At 69.9% G+C, this 16338-nt stretch carries 17 protein-coding genes and 1 pseudogene; 6 read left to right on the forward strand and 12 right to left on the reverse strand.

The annotated features are described in order from the left end of the window. The first annotated feature begins 197 nt into the window (after positions 1–197). On the forward strand, positions 198–818 hold the full coding sequence (locus ABZ382_RS04430) for a class I SAM-dependent methyltransferase (protein WP_357083815.1): 621 nt from the start codon (positions 198–200) through the stop codon (positions 816–818). Positions 819–829: 11 nt separating this feature from the next. Here the strand turns inward: ABZ382_RS04430 and ABZ382_RS04435 are convergent, their stop codons facing one another. Genes ABZ382_RS04435 through ABZ382_RS04450 form a run of 4 tightly spaced genes read right to left on the reverse strand, consistent with a single transcriptional unit; the run spans position 830 to position 4312 of the window. Continuing rightward, positions 830–1477, reverse strand: a complete 648-nt coding sequence (locus ABZ382_RS04435; protein WP_357083818.1) for a response regulator transcription factor — start codon at positions 1475–1477, stop codon at positions 830–832. 37 nt (positions 1478–1514) lie between these two features. Next, positions 1515–2642: a histidine kinase gene (locus tag ABZ382_RS04440; RefSeq protein WP_357083821.1), complete on the reverse strand. Its 1128-nt coding sequence runs from the start codon at positions 2640–2642 to the stop codon at positions 1515–1517. A gap of 28 nt (positions 2643–2670) precedes the next feature. Beyond that, positions 2671–3372: an ABC transporter permease gene (locus ABZ382_RS04445; RefSeq protein ID WP_357083824.1), complete on the reverse strand. Its 702-nt coding sequence runs from the start codon at positions 3370–3372 to the stop codon at positions 2671–2673. A 31-nt stretch (positions 3373–3403) separates the two neighbouring features. Beyond that, positions 3404–4312: an ATP-binding cassette domain-containing protein gene (locus ABZ382_RS04450; protein WP_357083827.1), complete on the reverse strand. Its 909-nt coding sequence runs from the start codon at positions 4310–4312 to the stop codon at positions 3404–3406. Between the two features lie 275 nt (positions 4313–4587). Here ABZ382_RS04450 and ABZ382_RS04455 point away from each other — a divergent pair, with 275 nt between their 5' ends. After that, positions 4588–5088 carry a hypothetical protein gene (locus tag ABZ382_RS04455; RefSeq protein WP_357083830.1) on the forward strand — a complete coding sequence of 167 codons (501 nt, stop codon included), beginning with the start codon at positions 4588–4590 and terminating at the stop codon, positions 5086–5088. A gap of 29 nt (positions 5089–5117) precedes the next feature. Here the strand turns inward: ABZ382_RS04455 and ABZ382_RS04460 are convergent, their stop codons facing one another. The 3 genes from ABZ382_RS04460 to ABZ382_RS04470 all read right to left on the reverse strand — a co-directional run bounded on the left by ABZ382_RS04460 (position 5118) and on the right by ABZ382_RS04470 (position 7633). Next, a complete protein-coding gene (locus ABZ382_RS04460; RefSeq protein WP_357083833.1) occupies positions 5118–5732 on the reverse strand; it encodes a hypothetical protein in 615 nt (204 codons plus the stop codon). A gap of 161 nt (positions 5733–5893) precedes the next feature. Next, positions 5894–6754, reverse strand: a complete 861-nt coding sequence (locus ABZ382_RS04465) for a universal stress protein (protein ID WP_357083836.1) — start codon at positions 6752–6754, stop codon at positions 5894–5896. A 39-nt stretch (positions 6755–6793) separates the two neighbouring features. Next, complete coding sequence (locus tag ABZ382_RS04470; protein ID WP_357083839.1) at positions 6794–7633, reverse strand: helix-turn-helix domain-containing protein; 840 nt, start codon at positions 7631–7633, stop codon at positions 6794–6796. A 407-nt stretch (positions 7634–8040) separates the two neighbouring features. On the opposite strand from ABZ382_RS04470, the gene ABZ382_RS04475 reads away from it, so the two are divergent. Both ABZ382_RS04475 and ABZ382_RS04480 read left to right on the forward strand, forming a co-directional pair. Then, the gene (locus tag ABZ382_RS04475) at positions 8041–8526 is read left to right on the forward strand and encodes a DUF4232 domain-containing protein (RefSeq protein ID WP_357083842.1); all 486 of its coding nucleotides are present in this window, start codon (positions 8041–8043) and stop codon (positions 8524–8526) included. Between the two features lie 150 nt (positions 8527–8676). Beyond that, positions 8677–9867, forward strand: coding sequence for an Ig-like domain-containing protein (locus ABZ382_RS04480; RefSeq protein WP_357083845.1), 1191 nt, complete (start codon positions 8677–8679; stop codon positions 9865–9867). 1 nt (position 9868) lies between these two features. Here the strand turns inward: ABZ382_RS04480 and ABZ382_RS04485 are convergent, their stop codons facing one another. Both ABZ382_RS04485 and ABZ382_RS04490 read right to left on the reverse strand, forming a co-directional pair. Continuing rightward, positions 9869–10468 carry a TetR/AcrR family transcriptional regulator gene (locus ABZ382_RS04485; protein WP_357083848.1) on the reverse strand — a complete coding sequence of 200 codons (600 nt, stop codon included), beginning with the start codon at positions 10466–10468 and terminating at the stop codon, positions 9869–9871. Between the two features lie 41 nt (positions 10469–10509). Beyond that, complete coding sequence (locus ABZ382_RS04490; RefSeq protein ID WP_357083851.1) at positions 10510–11742, reverse strand: acyl-CoA dehydrogenase family protein; 1233 nt, start codon at positions 11740–11742, stop codon at positions 10510–10512. Between the two features lie 192 nt (positions 11743–11934). On the opposite strand from ABZ382_RS04490, the gene ABZ382_RS04495 reads away from it, so the two are divergent. Together ABZ382_RS04495 and ABZ382_RS04500 are read left to right on the forward strand one after the other, a co-directional pair. Further along, complete coding sequence (locus ABZ382_RS04495; protein WP_357083854.1) at positions 11935–13092, forward strand: serine hydrolase domain-containing protein; 1158 nt, start codon at positions 11935–11937, stop codon at positions 13090–13092. Between the two features lie 24 nt (positions 13093–13116). After that, the gene (locus tag ABZ382_RS04500) at positions 13117–14415 is read left to right on the forward strand and encodes an AMP-binding protein (RefSeq protein WP_357083856.1); all 1299 of its coding nucleotides are present in this window, start codon (positions 13117–13119) and stop codon (positions 14413–14415) included. Positions 14416–14510: 95 nt separating this feature from the next. Here the strand turns inward: ABZ382_RS04500 and ABZ382_RS04505 are convergent. The 3 genes and pseudogenes from ABZ382_RS04505 to ABZ382_RS04515 form a co-directional block, all read right to left on the reverse strand. Continuing rightward, positions 14511–14783 (reverse strand): annotated as a pseudogene (locus ABZ382_RS04505) (acyl-CoA dehydrogenase family protein); the annotation flags it as partial. 23 nt (positions 14784–14806) lie between these two features. Then, on the reverse strand, positions 14807–15850 hold the full coding sequence (locus ABZ382_RS04510; RefSeq protein WP_357083859.1) for a phosphotransferase family protein: 1044 nt from the start codon (positions 15848–15850) through the stop codon (positions 14807–14809). Continuing rightward, the gene (locus tag ABZ382_RS04515) at positions 15850–16302 is read right to left on the reverse strand and encodes a MaoC family dehydratase (RefSeq protein ID WP_357083862.1); all 453 of its coding nucleotides are present in this window, start codon (positions 16300–16302) and stop codon (positions 15850–15852) included. Before ABZ382_RS04515 ends, ABZ382_RS04510 begins: the two co-directional genes overlap by 1 nt. Positions 16303–16338: the final 36 nt, after the last annotated feature.

Below are 16338 nucleotides of genomic sequence, written 5' to 3' on the forward strand. Positions count from 1 at the left end.
AACGCCGCCCTCACACGGCGTTTGCCAGGAGCCCAGTGTGCGGCAATCCCGCGGGGTCCGCAGGGTCAACGCCGAAACCGGTCGTCCGGTAAGGTCGGCGGCCCGGCACACGGAGACAGCGACGCTTGACCGTAGACACAGTGTCTCGATAAATTCGAGAGGTACGCGCTCGACCACGCTCCCGGCAGGAGATTCCGGTGACAACTCCCCCGCGCGATCCGCACCCCGAGTACCACGACCCGGCCGCCGCCGACACCCTCTACGCGACCAAGCCGCCCTGGGACATCGACCGCCCGCAACGCCCGTTCGCGGACCTCGCCGAGGCCGGTGAGCTGCGCGGCCGGGTGCTCGACCTGGGTTGCGGCACCGGCGAACACGCTCTGCTCGCCGCGAGCCGGGGCCTCGACGCCACCGGCATCGACCAGTCCGCCCACGCCCTGGACCTGGCCCGCGCCAAGGCCGCCGAGCGCGGCCTGAAGGCCACCTTCCGCCGCCACAGCGCCCTCGAACTGCCGACCCTCGGCGAAACCTTCGACACGGTCCTGGACTGCGGCCTGTTCCACCTCTTCGACGGTGCGGACCGCACGGCCCTGGTGACCGGCCTGGCCGCGATCCTGCGTCCCGGCGGCCGCTACTTCCTGCTCGGCTTCAGCGACCGCCAGCCCGGCACCTGGGGACCGCATCGCCTGCACCGCAGCGATATCGAGTCCGCCTTCACCGACGGCTGGCGGCTGGACTCGCTCGAGCCCGCCACACTCGACATCCTGCCCGACCCCACCCCGGTGGCGGCCTGGCTCGCGGCGCTGACCCGGATCTGACCGGCGCACGCTCAGGCCAATCCGGCGCGGAGCACGAGAATCGCGATCTGCGTGCGGTTCTCGAGCCCGAGCTTGGCGATGACCCGGCTGATGTGCACCTTCACGGTCGACTCGCTCATGTGGAGGGTCCGGGCGATCTCGGCATTGCCCGCGCCGGTGGCGACCGCCTGGGCGACCTCCCGTTCCCGGTCGGTGAGCGCCTCGAGCCGGGCCCGGGCATCGGGCTGCTGCGCGCCGGGCCCCTGGGTGAATGCGGTGAGCATGCGTTTGGTGATCGAGGGGGCCAGGATGGCGTCACCGGCGGCGACCACCTCGACCGCGCGGGCGAGCTCGCGGGGCGGGGTGTCCTTGAGCAGGAATCCGGCCGCACCGGATTCCAGTGCGGCATAGACGTATTCGTCGAGACCGAAGGTGGTCAGCACGACGACCGCGGGCGGTGCGGGCAGGGCGCGCACGCGGCGGGTCACCTCCAGCCCGTCCACGTGCGGCATCCGGATGTCGGTGACGACGACGTCGGGCCGGTGCTTGGCGACCAGGTCCACGATCGACCGTCCGTCCCCGTCCTGCGCCACCACCTCGATCCCGCCGCCCGCCTCCAGGATCATGGAGATCCCGGAGCGCACCAGCTCCTCGTCGTCGAGCAGCACCACCCGGATCACGAAACCTCCCGTACCGCACCGTTGTTCGACCGACCGCTCATTCCGATACCGTCAGCGGGAAGCTCGCGTGCACCCGAAAGCCGCCCGAGGGCAACGGTCCGGAATGCACCGTGCCCCCGGCGAGTTCGACCCGCTCCCGCATGCCGAGCAGCCCGAAGCCAGATCCCGCCGCGGCCAGCGCGGTCCGTTCGCCGGGGCCGTTGCGCACGTCCACGTCCAGGCGTTCGTCGTCCACGGTGAGCGCCACCCGCACCTCGGCCCCGGCCGCGTGCTTGGCGGCATTGGTCAGCGCCTCCCGCACCAGGCGATGGGCCGCCCGGCCCACCGGCCCCGGCACCGGCGGCAGTTCCGGCGGCGTCGACAGGTCCACCAGCTGCCCGGATTCCGTCGCCTCCGCGACCAGTTCGGCGATGGCGGACAGGTCGGGGGCGGGTCGCAGCGGCGCGTCCTGCCCGCCGTCGCGGGCGCGCAGGACGCCGAGCAGTTCCCGCATCTCGGTGAGCGCGAGGGATCCGGTGGCGCGGATGGTGCCCGCGATCTCGGCGGGCTTGCCGTCGGCGGAGACCTCCAGCGCGCCCGCGAGCACGGTGATCTGCGAGATCCGGTGCGCGACAATGTCGTGCAGCTCGCCCGCGATGCGCAGCCGCTCGGCTTCCACGGCCGCGGCGGCGCGCAGACCCTGTTCCCGTTCGGCCTGCTCTGCGCGTTCACGCAGGGCGGCAAGGGTTTCGGCGCGCTGGTTGGTCCACAGCCCGTACAGCAGCGGGACGGTCATGGTGATGGCGATGATCGCGCCGCGGGCGAGGAACAGCCCCCACGATGATCCCGCGCCCCACGGCACCACGGCCACGATCAGCGCGACCACCGACGCCAGCACGGTCGGCCGCCGGGTGCCGTAGCGGCGGGCGACCGTGTACAGCGCGAGCAGCGCCGGCGCGAGCGCACCGGTCAGCACGTGGGCGAGCAGCGTGACCGCCAGCACCGCCAGGGGCTCGTAGCGCCGGAACAGCAGGGCGACACCGGCCACGATCGCCACCGCCGGCCCCGCGGCGGCGGGCAGCAGGCCGATGGACGAGGTGTGGACCTCCGAGAAGCCGACCGCCCCGAAAACGACGGCGAGCACGACATCGAGGATCAGCAGGCCGATCCGTCGTGTCGTGCTCATTCCGGCAACCCTAGTCGGCACGCGATCCCTACACGTCACGGCGCGCGAGCAGGACCCCGCCGACCGCCAGCAAACCAGCGGCCAGCACGGTCAGCGGCAACGCGAGCAGGACCGGATTGCCGTTGCCGGGCGTCACCAGCTGTCCGGCGGCCAGGAAGGGCATCAGCTTCGGGCTGGCGCCCGCCAGCACCGCGCCGGTCTCGGCGACGGTCGGGATGCCGATGGCGGCGACCATGGCGAGGGTGGCGTTGCGGGTCACGGCGGCGATGCCCATCCCGGCCAGCGCGGCCAGGGTGACGTACACCGGCGCGGCGGCGAATGCCCGTGTGATGTCGGCGGTTTCGGCGGGCAGCCGCGAGGTCGCCAGCTGGACCAGCACGGTCACGCCGATCAGCGCGAGGCCGTAGACCGCGGCGAGCACGCCGGTGGTCACCGCCTTGGCGGCCAGCACCCGGCCCGGGCGGCGCAGCGTGAGCATGGTGGTGGTGATGGTGCCGTAGCGGTATTCGTGGCCGAAGGCGTTGACGGCCACCGCCGTCGCGAACAGCGCGCCCAGCAGCAGCGGCAGACCCGACGCCGACGCGGTGAACTGCTCGCTCGGGGTGGCGTAATCGCGGATCGCGGAGAAGTAGGCGATGCCCCCTTGCAGGGCGAGCCCGGCGGCGAGCAGCACCCAGGTCGAGCGGACCGTCGCGAGCCGGGTGACTTCGTAGCGAATGGCGTTGAGCATGAGGGTGATTCCCTTCGGAGGAGGCGGGCGGTCAGGCCGCGACACGGCCGCGGTACTGCGCGGCGTCGGCGGTGGCGTGGAAGTAGGCGTCCTCGAGGCTGCTGCGGGTCTGGGTCAGCTCGGTGACGAGCAGCCCGGCCCGCAGGGCGAGGGCCGCGACGGCCTGGCGGTCGTCGCCGTCCACCAGCACCGCGCCGTCGGCCTCGACGCGCGCCCGGAACCCGTTGCGGCCCAGCAGGTGCGCCAGGTCGTGCGGCCGGTCGGTGCGGGCCACCACGGTGGCGGCGGAGTTGCGGCCGATGAACTCGCGCACCGACTCCGCCGCCAGCAGCCGCCCGCCACCGATGACCACCAGCGAATCCGCCAGGTGCGCCATCTCGTTGAGCAGATGCGAGGACACGAACACGGTGCGGCCCTGGCGCGCCAGGCCTTTGAGCAGATCCCGCAGCCAGCGCACACCCTCGGGGTCCAGGCCGTTGGCGGGCTCGTCGAGGATGATGGTCGCCGGATCGCCCAGCAGCGCGACCGCGAGCCCGAGCCGCTGCCGCATGCCGAGGCTGAACCCGCCGGCCCGCTTCCCGGCCACGTCGCACAGTCCGACCTGACCCAGCACCTCCTCCACCCGGGCGCCGCCGATGCCCGCGCCGTCGGCGATCATCTGCAGGTGCGCGATGGCGGTGCGCTTGGGATGCACGGCGCGGGCATCGAGCATGACGCCGACCGAGCGCAGCGGATCGGTGAGTTCGGCGTAGGTCTGCCCGTCGAACAGGGTGCGCCCGCTGCCGTGGTCGAGCCCCAGCATGAGCCGCATGGTGGTGGACTTGCCCGCGCCGTTGGGGCCCAGGAACCCGGTCACCACGCCCGGCGGCACGTCGAAGGACAGCTCGTGCACCGCCGCCACGTCGCCGTAGCGCTTGCCCAGTCCGCGCGCCTGAATCATTCCGCTCACCTCGTCGTCGGAGAGCGACGCCCGGTGCGCCGCCTGTCCTGTCCGAGATTGCCGGGTGGGCGCGGCCCGGAAATCAGACGACAGCACAGGCCCGTGTACCACTTTCGGCTTACCCGGGGCCTTTCGCGGTTCGCACGGATGCGAAAAGCAGGGCGCAATTGTGGTTAGCCCCCTCGACAGAACTCCGGGCCCGCAGCCTGGAGTGATACGTTTTCTCTATGGTCGATTCGACCCATTAACTCTTCTTCGCGCATCAGGGAGATGGCGTGTCCAGAACTGTGAAGGTTTCCGTCGCATGGATTTGCGGGGGCATTCTCGGGATTGTTGCCGGTTTGTCAGGAGCCGGGGGTGCGTCCGCCGACACGGCGGGCGGCCCGGTGCAGGTCGGGGATGCTCAATATTTCAGCCTGGGCGGGTGGAACTGTTCCATCGCCGCGGACGGCGCGGTGGGATGCGATCTGATGGTCCCGGCCGCCGTCATGAATGTGCTCTACCTCGGCGCGCAGGTGCCGCTGCCGAATGTGCCCGCGATCGTCATCGATTCGACCGCGGCCCCGGCGCATCCGGAGTGGAACTCCAACGGCAGTCACACACTGCCGGGCGGTAATCCGGCGCTGGCGCCCATCGCGCAGGTGAGCGGGCACGATCCGCAATTCTCGGTCTCCTTCGCCGGAGCGACCTGTCAGATCACCTATTCCGGTGCGGCCGTGTGCACTTCGATGGGGCATGGGTTCAGCCAAAGGGGACCAGAGCCTTTCGGCTACTGATCCCCTTCGGATTCGTTCGATGACCGATGTCATCGGTACCAGACGCCGGAATCCCAGTCGCCGTAGTCCCAGACATTGAAATCGTAACGACCATGGGCGCCTCCGAAGAGGTAGCCCCACCAGCCGGCCGAGGTGTCGCAGATCTGGTCGTCGTGGTTGCACACCGTCAGGACCGGGAAGCCGCCGAACCAGTCGTCGACGCCCGCGAGCGGGTAGCCGATGATGCCGCTGCCGGGCGTGGAGGACAAACCGCCCCAGCCCGGACCCGGAGCCCGTTTGGGATCCGACAGCAGAATGGCATTGGCGTTGTCGACGTCCTGGTGTGCGGTGACCCAGGCGTGGACGAGACCCGCGCCCTCACTGTGCCCGATCAACCGGATGTGGTCGCCGGGACATTCGTTGCGATGCTGCCAGAACAACCGGTTGAGTTCGTTCAACCCCGACATCGGGTCGGCGGAGTTGTACCCCACCGGTTGATTCACGAACGGTGCGAAGATGGACGAGGTGTTGTCGCCCAGTCCGCCGATGCCGATGGCCCAATCACCGGTGCAGTCATCGGCATGGGCCCGCGGAGCCGTCAGGTGTGTGATGGAAAAAAGGATGGCCAACAGTAATGCGGCGAAGAGCGCCGTTGCTCTACGCATGGTCGTAACTCTCTGAATTGTCTTGCCTCCGGGGCGAGCCCGGCTTCAGCAGGATGTACCCAGAAATTGCTGGGGTGTCTGATTCCTGGCGAAACGGTTACATCCGCACCGGTTTTGTAGGCCGTACCGCGATGTCGCGGCGAAATCGTCCGGGAAGCGGGTCAATTGCGCAGTCGGACGAGCGCGATGGGGCATTCACTGCCGTGCAACAACGCGTGACCGGTCGAACCGAGCGCCATCCCCGGATATCCGCGGGTACCGTGACTGCCGACCACCAGCAATTGCGCTCCCGCGGCGGCATCGAGCAGGATGCGGGCCGGATGCCCCTCCATGACAAGGGTTTTCACCTCGACGCCCGGGAATTCGGCGGCATTGCGGTCCAGCATGCCGGTCAGCAGCTCCGCGGCCTCGGCGTGGCTGCGGGTGTCGCCGGACAGTTCTTCCCACGCGTGCACCGCGAGCAGCGGCACATCGCGCCGCGAGGCCTCGTCGAAGGCGATCTCGAGCGCGCGGACGCTGTGCACCGACCCGTCGACCCCGACGACGACCGGGCGATCCGAAATCGGCTCGGTCCCACCGGGAACCACCACCACCGGCCCCCGCGCGTGCCGCGCCACGCCGGTGCTCACCGAGCCGAGCAGGCTGCGGTGGTAGGCGCTCATGCCGCGCACGCCGACCACCACGAAGTAGGCGGTCTCGGCCAGCCCCGAGAGCACGGTCACCGCGGGCTCGTCGACGAGGAAGGTGCGGATATCGGGAACCGGCCGGTCCCCCACCGCTTTCCGGGCGATCTCCGCAGCATCGTCGAGTGCCGCCTGGGCGGTGTCGCGCAGCCGGTCGTGCAGCAGCCGGACCGGACTCTCGTCCAGGGGCGCGTCGGCGACCGGGGGCACCGCGAACACCAGGTGCAGCGGCACGCCGCGCAGGGCGGCGTCGACCGCGGCCCAGCGCACCGCGTGCAGTGCGGATTCGGAGGCATCGACGCCCACCACGATCGACCGGTCGAGACTGTTGGCAGGCACCGCTTTCCGCCTCCTCCCAGGCCCCCTCCGTCGGCGATCCTACGGACCGACCACCCGGTCTTGCGGCTGACTCGCCGTGGGCAGTCCGACCACGAAGACCGGCTGCCCCGGACTCATGGTCGCCGACTGATCCCGCAGGATCTGCCACATCAGGGAATACGGCACCCCGGTGACCGAGTCACGCAGCCGCATGACCGTGGGCGCGCCGGTGAGAATGCGGTGATCGCCGGTCCAGATCCGCCGGAACGGCTCGAACCGCCCGAGTTCGGCCAGCACCCGCGCGTCCTCCTCGGTCTCCCCCTCGTCCATGACCAGCAGCCCGCGCAGGGTCGAGATGGCATGGCGCAGCGAGGCGTTCCAGTCGACGAGGACGTGCCGCGCGAGATCGTCGGTGAGCATCCAGTGCAGGAAATTGCCGTCGTCGCCGAGCCCGGGGAACGTGCGCAGATGGACGGCGTTGGCGGCCAGCACGTTCAGGCGACGGTCGAGATAGGCCGCGGGATGCGGCAGATGGACGTCGAGGTTGTCCAGCATGGCCGAGGTCAGGGGCAACTCGTCGCGCGGCGGGGCGTGCTGCCCGAGCGCGGCGAGGTCGTGCAGATACCGGTATTCGGCCATGGTCAGGCGGGCGACCCGGTCCAGGTAGCGGACCATGGCGGTGAGCACCTGTTCGGTGGGGCGGCCGCGTTCCCCGCGTTCCATCCGGGTGATGTAGCTGGCGCTCACCCCCGCCCCGAAGGCCAGCCGTTCCCGCGAGACTCCCCGTCGCTCGCGCAGTCGCCGCAGCGTGCCGCCGAAATTCGGCGGCGCGGGTGGGCCGGGGTCGTGGACCCCGCCGCGATGCTCATGCCCTGCGCTGCCGATGGTCGACTCGGTCATCAATCCCGCCCCCCGGAATTCGCCCATCCGCCATGGATGGACCCTGAACATGTGGCTACTTCCTAGCAGCCTGCTACAGGGTCGGCAACCCGGGAATCCAGCAGAAATGGGGGCAGAGCTGCTGATTTACAGTTTCGGACAGAAAATGCGGCCGCGACCGGGGGAAATTGACGGACCAGTCGGTTCTCATCTGGTGTCCAGCCCCCTACAACGACCGGTCAGTCGAGCAGTGCCCGAAACCATCGCCCGCGAGGTAGACGGCAACCTGTGCGCGACGCGCGAAACCGACTGCGGGAGCCGGTATTCCGCGCGGACGTTAGTCGGCCATTGGTCGGTTGTTGGTGGGCGCGGCGAATCTCGGGTCGTACCGAACGACCACCGGTACCGAACGATCAAGGGACGACATCATGCGATACCGGATTCTGACCCTCGCCCTCGCCGCGGCGGCGCTGGCGGGCTCGACCGCCGCGTTCACCGGCGCCGCCGGCGCGTCCGCGCCGTGGTGCACCACCTCGCGGATCCAGGCCTCGGTGACCGCGGGCGAGCAGCTCGGCTCCAACCTGCGCACCGCGAACATCACGCTGCGCAATATCTCCGCGCAGACCTGCCGCACGCAGGGCTACCCGGGCGTGGACCTGGCGGTGTGGGGCCAGCCCGGACAGCACGCGGTGCGCAACGGCGCGACCGGCCACCCCATCGAGCTCGCCCCGGGACGGTCGGCGACGGCCACGCTCACCTACAAGTTCGGCGCGACCGACTGGATCGCCAACGAACTGATCGTCACCCCGCCCGACAACACCCGTCCGCTGCGCCTGTACTGGGATTGGCGCAAGCTCGGCTCGGTCACCTTCGACCAGCCCGGCGCGGTCACCATCGGCCCGCTGCGCGCCTGACTCCCCCTGTCCCCGGCGGCGTGTCGAGAAATGGTGTCGGTTGGACGACGGATCGGTGGAGACACCGCCAGTCGGCGTGGCTGCCGCGTCGCGCCGACGAATGCTGATCCACTGATCATGATCATCGGCACCCGGTGAAGGAGGCACGCGATGGCAGTGCGACGCCGTCAATTACTGCTCGGATTCGCCGGAGCGAGTGGGCTGGTACTCGCGGGCTGTGGCCGGGACCGTTCGGCGCCGCCCACGCCCGCCAAGATCCACTTCGAGCCCGCGCCGGCGCCGCAGCCGGTGTCGGCCCGCGCGCCCGGTACGGTGACCGTCACCGACGGCACCCTGACCTCGGTGGAATGGCTCGACGAGACCGGCCGCCCGCTGCCCGGCGCGCCGGCCGCCGACCACAAGAGCTGGGTCAGCGCCGAACCGCTCGGCTACGGCCACACGTACACGGTGAAAGCCGTGGCCAAGGGCGAGTCCGGCGACATCACCGCGACCGCGAATTACACGACGCCCCAGCCCGATCGGATCGTCGACGTCTCGCTGCGGTCGGCGAACCAGGTGGACCTCGCCGAAAACGACACGTACGGAGTCGGTTTCGTGCTCGTCGCGCATTTCACCGAGGCCGTGGACCGGGTGGCGGCCGAAGCCGCGCTGAAGGTCGTGACCGCGCCCGCCGTCGCGGGGGCCTGGTACTGGCTCGACGATCGCAACGCGCATTGGCGGCCCGAGCTCTATCACGCGCCCGGCACCCGGATCACGGTGACGGCGGACCTGTTCGGCGCCCCGCTCGGCGACGGCGCGTTCGGCCAACGCGATCAGCGGGTGTCGGTGACCATCGGGGCGGCGCACGTGGCGATCGCCGACGACAACACCAAGATGATCGACGTCTTCGACAACGGAAACCTGGTGCGCTCCATGCCGACGTCGATGGGCATGGGCGGCTCCGCGGTGATCGGCGGGCGCACGCTGTCGTTCTGGACCCGGCCGGGCACCTACACGGTGCTGGACCGCACGGATCCGGTGATCATGGATTCGGCGTCCTACGGTCTGCCCACCAACACCAGCCTCGGCTACCGGACCACCATCCATCACGCGGTGCGGATCAGCCACGACGGTATCTACGTCCACGAACTGGCGCAGAGCATGTGGGCGCAGGGCAATACCAATGTCTCGCACGGCTGCCTCAACATCTCCCCCGACGACGCCACCTGGTTCTTCGACTTCGTCGTCCCCGGCGATGTGGTGGAGGTCCGCAATACCGGCGGCGAGCCGCTCGACATCTGGCAGAACGGCGACTGGTCGATCCCATGGCCGGAGTGGCAGCAGGGCCGTGCCCAGTCCTGACCTAGCGGCGCGCCCCGACGATCCGCAGCGCGAGATCGACGTAGTAGTCGCCGATCTCCTCCGGGGAGAGCGGCCCGTCGTCGCGGTACCAGCGGGCCAGGTCGATACCCAGCGACAGCAGCGCCACCGCGGCCATGCGCGGATTCGGATTGTCGAACACGCCCGCCGTGACGCCGCGTTCGATGAGCTGCCGCATCTCGGTGTCGATGACGCGGCGGACATCCTTGATCTCGCGCTGATGCTCGGGACTCAGGGCCGCGAGCTCGTAGTTCACGACCCGCGCGCCGGTGTGCCCGCGCGCGTGGTCGATGGCGAAATCGCGCATCACCGCGACCAATTGCTCCACCGGGTCGTCGGAGGAGGACAGTGCGTCGCGCAGCCGGACCAGGGTGTTCTCGTGCCCGGCGCGCGAAACCTGGTAGAGCAGTTCCTCCTTGGAGCGGTGGTGCACATAGATGGCCGCGGTGCTCAATCCGGCGATCGAGGTGATGTCGCGGGTGGTGGAGCCGTGGAAGCCGCGCTCGGCGAAGGCGACGATCGCAGCGTCCAGCAGCCGTGCCCGCGTCTCGTCCGCGCGCGAGCGATCCTCTGATCCGGTCACCGGTACAGTCTCGCAGCCACTGGAGAACTTCCGGCGCGCGGCTAGCGGGCGCGCTTTCCCCACTCGGGGTCGCGACGCCGCAGTTCCCACTGGGCGATGGAACGCTTGTGCACCTCGTCGGGTCCGTCGGCCAGGCGCAGGGTGCGCATGTGGGCGTACATGCTGGCGAGCGGGAAGTCGTCGGAGACGCCCGCGCCGCCGTGCACCTGGATGGCGCGGTCGATCACCTTCAGCGCCACGTTCGGGGCCGCGACCTTGATGGCGGCGATCTCGGTGCGGGCGGCCTTGTTGCCGACGGTGTCCATCAGGTACGCGGCCTGCAGGGTGAGCAGCCGGGCCATATTGATCTCGATGCGCGCCTCGGCGATCCAGTCCTGGATATTGGCCCGGTTGGCCACCGGCTCGCCGAAGGTGACACGCGACTGCGCCCGGTCGATCATCAGGTCCAGGGCGCGCTCGGCCATGCCGACGGCGCGCATGCAGTGGTGGATGCGGCCGGGGCCCAGGCGGGCCTGGCTGATCATGAACCCGTCGCCCTCACCGGCGAGCAGGGCGGTGACGGGCACGCGCACGTTCTCGAAGAGCACCTCGGCGTGGCCCTCGCGGTCCTGGTAGCCGAAGACCGGCAGTCCGCGCACCACGGTGACGCCGGGGGTGTCCATGGGCACGACCATCATCGACTGCTGCCGGTGGGTCGGCGCGTCGGGATCGGTCTTGCCCATCACGATCATGACCTTGCAGTTCTTGTGCAGGGCGTTGGAGGTCCACCATTTGCGGCCGTTGAGCACGTACTCGTCGCCGTCTCGTTCCATCCGCAGCTGGATATTGGTGGCGTCGGAGCTGGCGACCGCGGGTTCGGTCATGGCGAACGCCGAGCGGATCTCGCCGTCGAGCAGCGGGCGCAGCCACTGTTCCTGGTGTTCGGGGGTGCCGAACAGGGTCAGCACCTCCATATTGCCGGTGTCGGGGGCGTTGCAGTTGGTGGCCTCGGGCGCGAGAACCACGCTGCGGCCCATGATCTCGGCCAGCTGCGCGTACTCCAGGTTGGTCAGGCCCGGGCCCCATTCCGGGTGCGGGTGGAAGAGGTTCCACAGGCCGCGCTTGCGGGCCTCGGTCTTGAGCTCCTCGAGCACCGGCGGATGGAAGTGCGGATCCCCGGATTCCGCCATCTGCGCCTCGTACACCGCTTCGGCCGGATAGACGCGCTCGTCCATGAAGGCGAGCAGCTCGTCCCGGTATCCGCGGGCCCGCTCCGACAGCTCGAACATCGACAACTCCTGATCGTGGGTCGCGCACAGTGGTTACTGACTCGCCAGGAACGTTATCCGAACTTGATTCCGGATTCAAGTCCGGATTCTTGACGCGTCATCCTGACTGTGCCCCAACAGATTTCGCCATTTCCGAATGCGGCGTCAAGTTTGAGATAGAGTGCGTCCGACGACGTCGAAGCACTCAGGAGATCAGCGATGCCCGAACCGACGACCTCATCCGCGACGATCGCGGGCCGCTGCGACGAGCGTTTCACGGCCTTGCGCGAGCTGCTGGCCCGCAATATCGACTCCGGCGAAGAACTCGGCGCGGCCATCGCGGTCACCGTCGACGGGGTTCCGGTGGTCGATATCTGGGGCGGCTGGGCCGATCCGGAGCGGACACTGCCCTGGCAGCGCGACACCATCACCAATGTCTGGTCCTGCACCAAGACCGTGACGGCGCTGGCCGCGCTGATCCTGGTCGACCGCGGCCTGCTCGACGTCGACGCCCCGGTGTCGGACTACTGGCCGGAGTTCGCGGCGGCGGGCAAGGAGCAGGTGCTGGTCCGGCACCTGCTGTCGCACACCTCGGGCGTCGCGGCCTGGGAACAGCCGATGACGGTCCCGGACATGTACGACGCGCCGGCGGCGGCCGCGCGGCTGGCCGCGCAGGAGCCGTGGTGGGAGCCGGGGACCGCGTCGGGGTACCACGTGTTCAACTACGGGCACCTGCTGGGCGAGCTGATTCGTCGCGTGGACGGCCGCACCCTGGGCCGCTTCGTCGCCGAGGAGATCTCCGGTCCGCTGGGCGCGGACTTCCACATCGGGCTGCCCGAGTCGGAGTTCGAGCGGGTCAGCAATGTCGTTCCGCCGCCACAGGTTCCGATCGATCCCGCCGCGATGGCCGCGGGAGTCTTCATGCTGCGGGCCTTCAGCGGCCCGCCCGGCGATGCGGCGACCGCCGCGACGCCCGAGTGGCGGCGCGCGGAGATCGGCGGGGCCAACGGCCACGGCAATGCCCGTGCGCTGGCCCGCATCCAATCGGTGATCGCCTGCGGCGGTGAGGTCGACGGGGTACGGCTGCTGTCGCCGGAGACCATCGATCTGATCTTCCGCACCCAGTCCGACGGCGTCGATCTGGTGCTCGGGGTGCCGCTGCGCTTCGGCATCGGTTTCGCGCTGGCCTCGCCCTCGGCGCCGCACATTCCCGATCGCCGCGCCTGCTACTGGGGCGGCTGGGGTGGGTCGCTCATCGCGATCGACACCGAGCGGCGGGCCACCGTCTCGTACGTGATGAACAAGATGGGCACCGGCCTGCTCGGCAATCCCCGGACCCACGGGTACGCGAACGCCGCGTTCGCGGCCCTCGGCTGACGAGATCCCCGGAGACACACGCACATGGCCACTACCGCCGACGTCATCTGGACCCACGCCGCCACCGCGCCCGACCGGATCGCGGTGCGCGGGGACGAGGACTCCGTGTGGTCCTACGCGGACCTGCGCGACCGGATCACCGCCGTCCTGGCCCACCTGCGCGACGATCTCGGTGTGGGACACGGTGATCGGGTACTGCTGGAACCGGAGCTGCGGGGTCTGCTCGTCGCGAATTCGACTCCGGAACAGCCGTATCCGGTACGCGACGACGACACCGCCACCCTGATCTACACCTCCGGAACCACCGGCCGGCCCAAGGGCGCGGAGCTCACCCACGGCAATCTCATCGCCTGCGCGCGGACCTTCGCGACCGTCTTCGAGGTTGGCCCCGAGGACCGCGGCGGGACGTCGCTGCCGCTGTTCCACGTCTTCGGGCAGGCCTGTGTCATGGCGGTCACCCTGTACGCCGGGGCGAGTCTGTCGCTGCTGTCGCGGTTCGATCCGGCCCGGCTGCTGGCGATGATCCAGCGTGACCGGCTCACCTTCGTCTCGGGGGTGCCGACCATGTGGAATGCCATGCTGCGCGCCGCCGACGGCCTGGACCGCTCCGGTTTCGAGAGCCTGCGCATGGCGTCCTCGGGCGGCGCGTCGCTGCCCGGGGAAGTGTTGCGCACCTTCCAGGAACGCTTCGGCTGCGTCATCCGGGAGGGCTACGGCCTCACCGAGACCGCCGGGGCCGCCACCTATCGCCCGCTCGATCTGCCCGCCAAGCCGGGCTTCGTGGGCCGGGCACTGCCGGGCTGTGCGATCGAGGTGCGCGATCCGGACGGAAAAGTGCTGCCGCCCGGGGAGATCGGCGAGATCTTCCTGCGCGGGCCGGTCGTGATGAAGGGCTATCGGAACAGTCCCGACGCGACCGGTGAAGCCCTGCGCGACGGCTGGCTGCGGACCGGCGATCTGGGATCCCTGGACGCCGAGGGCGATCTGCGCATCGCCGGGCGGGTCAAGGAGATGATCATCCGCGGCGGCTACAACGTCTACCCCCTCGAGGTCGAAGAGGTGCTCTATCAGCACCCCGATATCGTCGAGGCGGCCGTCGTCGGCATCCCCGACGATCACTACGGCGAGGAGATCGCCGCGGCGATCGTGCCGCGTCCCGGTGTCGCTCTCGACGCCGGCGCTGTGCGGGACTGGGCCAAGCAACGGCTCTCGGCCTACAAGGTGCCGCGCGTGTTCGCCATCGGCGGCGAACTGCCCAAGGGCCCTTCCGGGAAGATCCTCAAGCGCGCACTCGATCCGGCGTCGTTCACCATCGCGCCCTGAACCGCGCCCCCGACAGCTCGGCGCAGACGAAAACGGTGCCGTGACAGCGAGTGTCACGGCACCGTTTCGGGCGGGGCGGCCGGTCTGGGTGCTCCTCAGTCCCCGATTCCGTGCCCCACCATCGGGAGATCGATCAGGGTGGCGAGCGTCGCGCGGTGACGCCCAGCACTGCCCAGACCGATCTGGTCCGCCTTGGCGCGCTCGAGATACAAGTGCGCCGGATATTCCCAGGTCATGCCGATACCGCCGTGCAACTGCACCGCTTCCTCGGCCGCTTCGACAGCGACGTCGGCGCAGTAGGCGGCCGCGACCGCGGTGGCGATCTCGGCGTCCGGGTCGGCGGCCGCGTGGGCTCCCGCCGCGCGCCGGAGTTCGTCTCGCACCGTGGCGGTCATCGGCCGGTCTCCTTCACGGCGTCGATCCCGGCCTGCAGCAGGGGTTCGACGGCGTCGCCGATGGTGTCGAATCCGGTGCCCACGGTCTGGCCGTGCAGGTAGCGGTAGTGGATGCCTTCGAGGATGGCGGCCAGTTTGAAGGCGGCCAGTCCCCGGTAGAACCCGAAGTTCGCGAGGTCGCGGCCGCTGTGCTCGGCGTAGCGGGTGAGGGTCTCGTCCTCGGTGAGATAGCCGGGGGCGCCGGACATGTCGCCGGGCACGCCCAGATCACCCAGCCGCTGATACAGGGTCAGCAGGGCGACGTCGGTGAGCGGGTCGCCGACGGTGGCCATCTCCCAGTCGACGACGGCGGCCACCCGGTCCTGGGCGTCGACGAGGACATTGTCGAGCCGGTAGTCGCCGTGCACGATCCCGTCGGGCGACTGCTCGGGCTGCTCCGCGGCCAGCAGCGCGTACAGCGCTTCGGCGGCGGGTAGATCGCGGGTGTAGGAGGCGTCGAGCTGCTTCTTCCAGCGGTGCACCTGCCGGGTCAGGAAGCCGCTCGCCTTCCCGAAGTCCCCGAGCCCCACCGATTCCGGGTCGACGCTGTGCAGTGCGGCCAGCGCGTCGACCATACCCTCGGAGATCACCCGGGTCCGCTCCGGTCCGAGCGCCTCGAGTTCGGCCGCCTCCCGATAGGGCACGCCCGCAACGTTTTCCATGAGATAGAACGGCGCGCCCAGGATATCGGGGTCGGTGCACAGCACATAGGTGCGCGGGACCGGGACGGCGGTGTCGGCCAGCGCGCTCATGACCCGGAACTCGCGGCCCATATCGTGTGCGGTGGCCAGCACGTGTCCCAGCGGCGGGCGGCGCAGGATCCATTCGGAGACACCGTCTCCCACCACATAGGTGAGGTTGGAGCGGCCGCCGGAGATCAACCGTCCGGCCAGCGGCCCGGCCGCGAAGCCGGGCCGGGCGCCGTCCAGCCACGTGGCGAGCCGGGTCAGGTCCAGCCCGGGCAGCTCGCCGCCCGCCGGGGCGGTGTTCGGCGCGCTCATCACGGCACCAGCAGGGCGACGTGCTCGGCGACGCAGGCCGGTTTGGCGGAGCCGTCGATCTCCACCGTGACCCGCGCGACCAGTTGCACGCCGGCGTTCGTCGGGGTCAGCGACACCAGTTCGACGCCCGCCCGGACCCGGGAACCGACCGGCACGGGGGCTGGGAAGCGAACCTTGTTGGCGCCGTAGTTGATTCCCATCGACAGCCCCTCGACCGTGTACACGCTGTCGGTGAGCATCGGCAGCAGCGACAGGGTCAGGAAGCCGTGCGCCACGGTCGCCCCGAACGGTCCCGCGGCGGCGCGTTCGGCGTCGACGTGGATCCACTGGTGGTCGCCGGTCGCGTCGGCGAACAGGTCGATCTGCTGCTGGGTCACGGTGTGCCAGTCGCTGTAACCCAGATGGGTGCCGACGGCCTTCTCCAGCTCGGGCAAACCCTGGAATACCTGCATCGTTCGCGTTCCTTCCGTTCCGATCGTGCTGCGCCG

Source organism: Nocardia sp. NPDC005825 (assembly GCF_040630175.1).
Lineage (GTDB): Bacteria > Actinomycetota > Actinomycetes > Mycobacteriales > Mycobacteriaceae > Nocardia.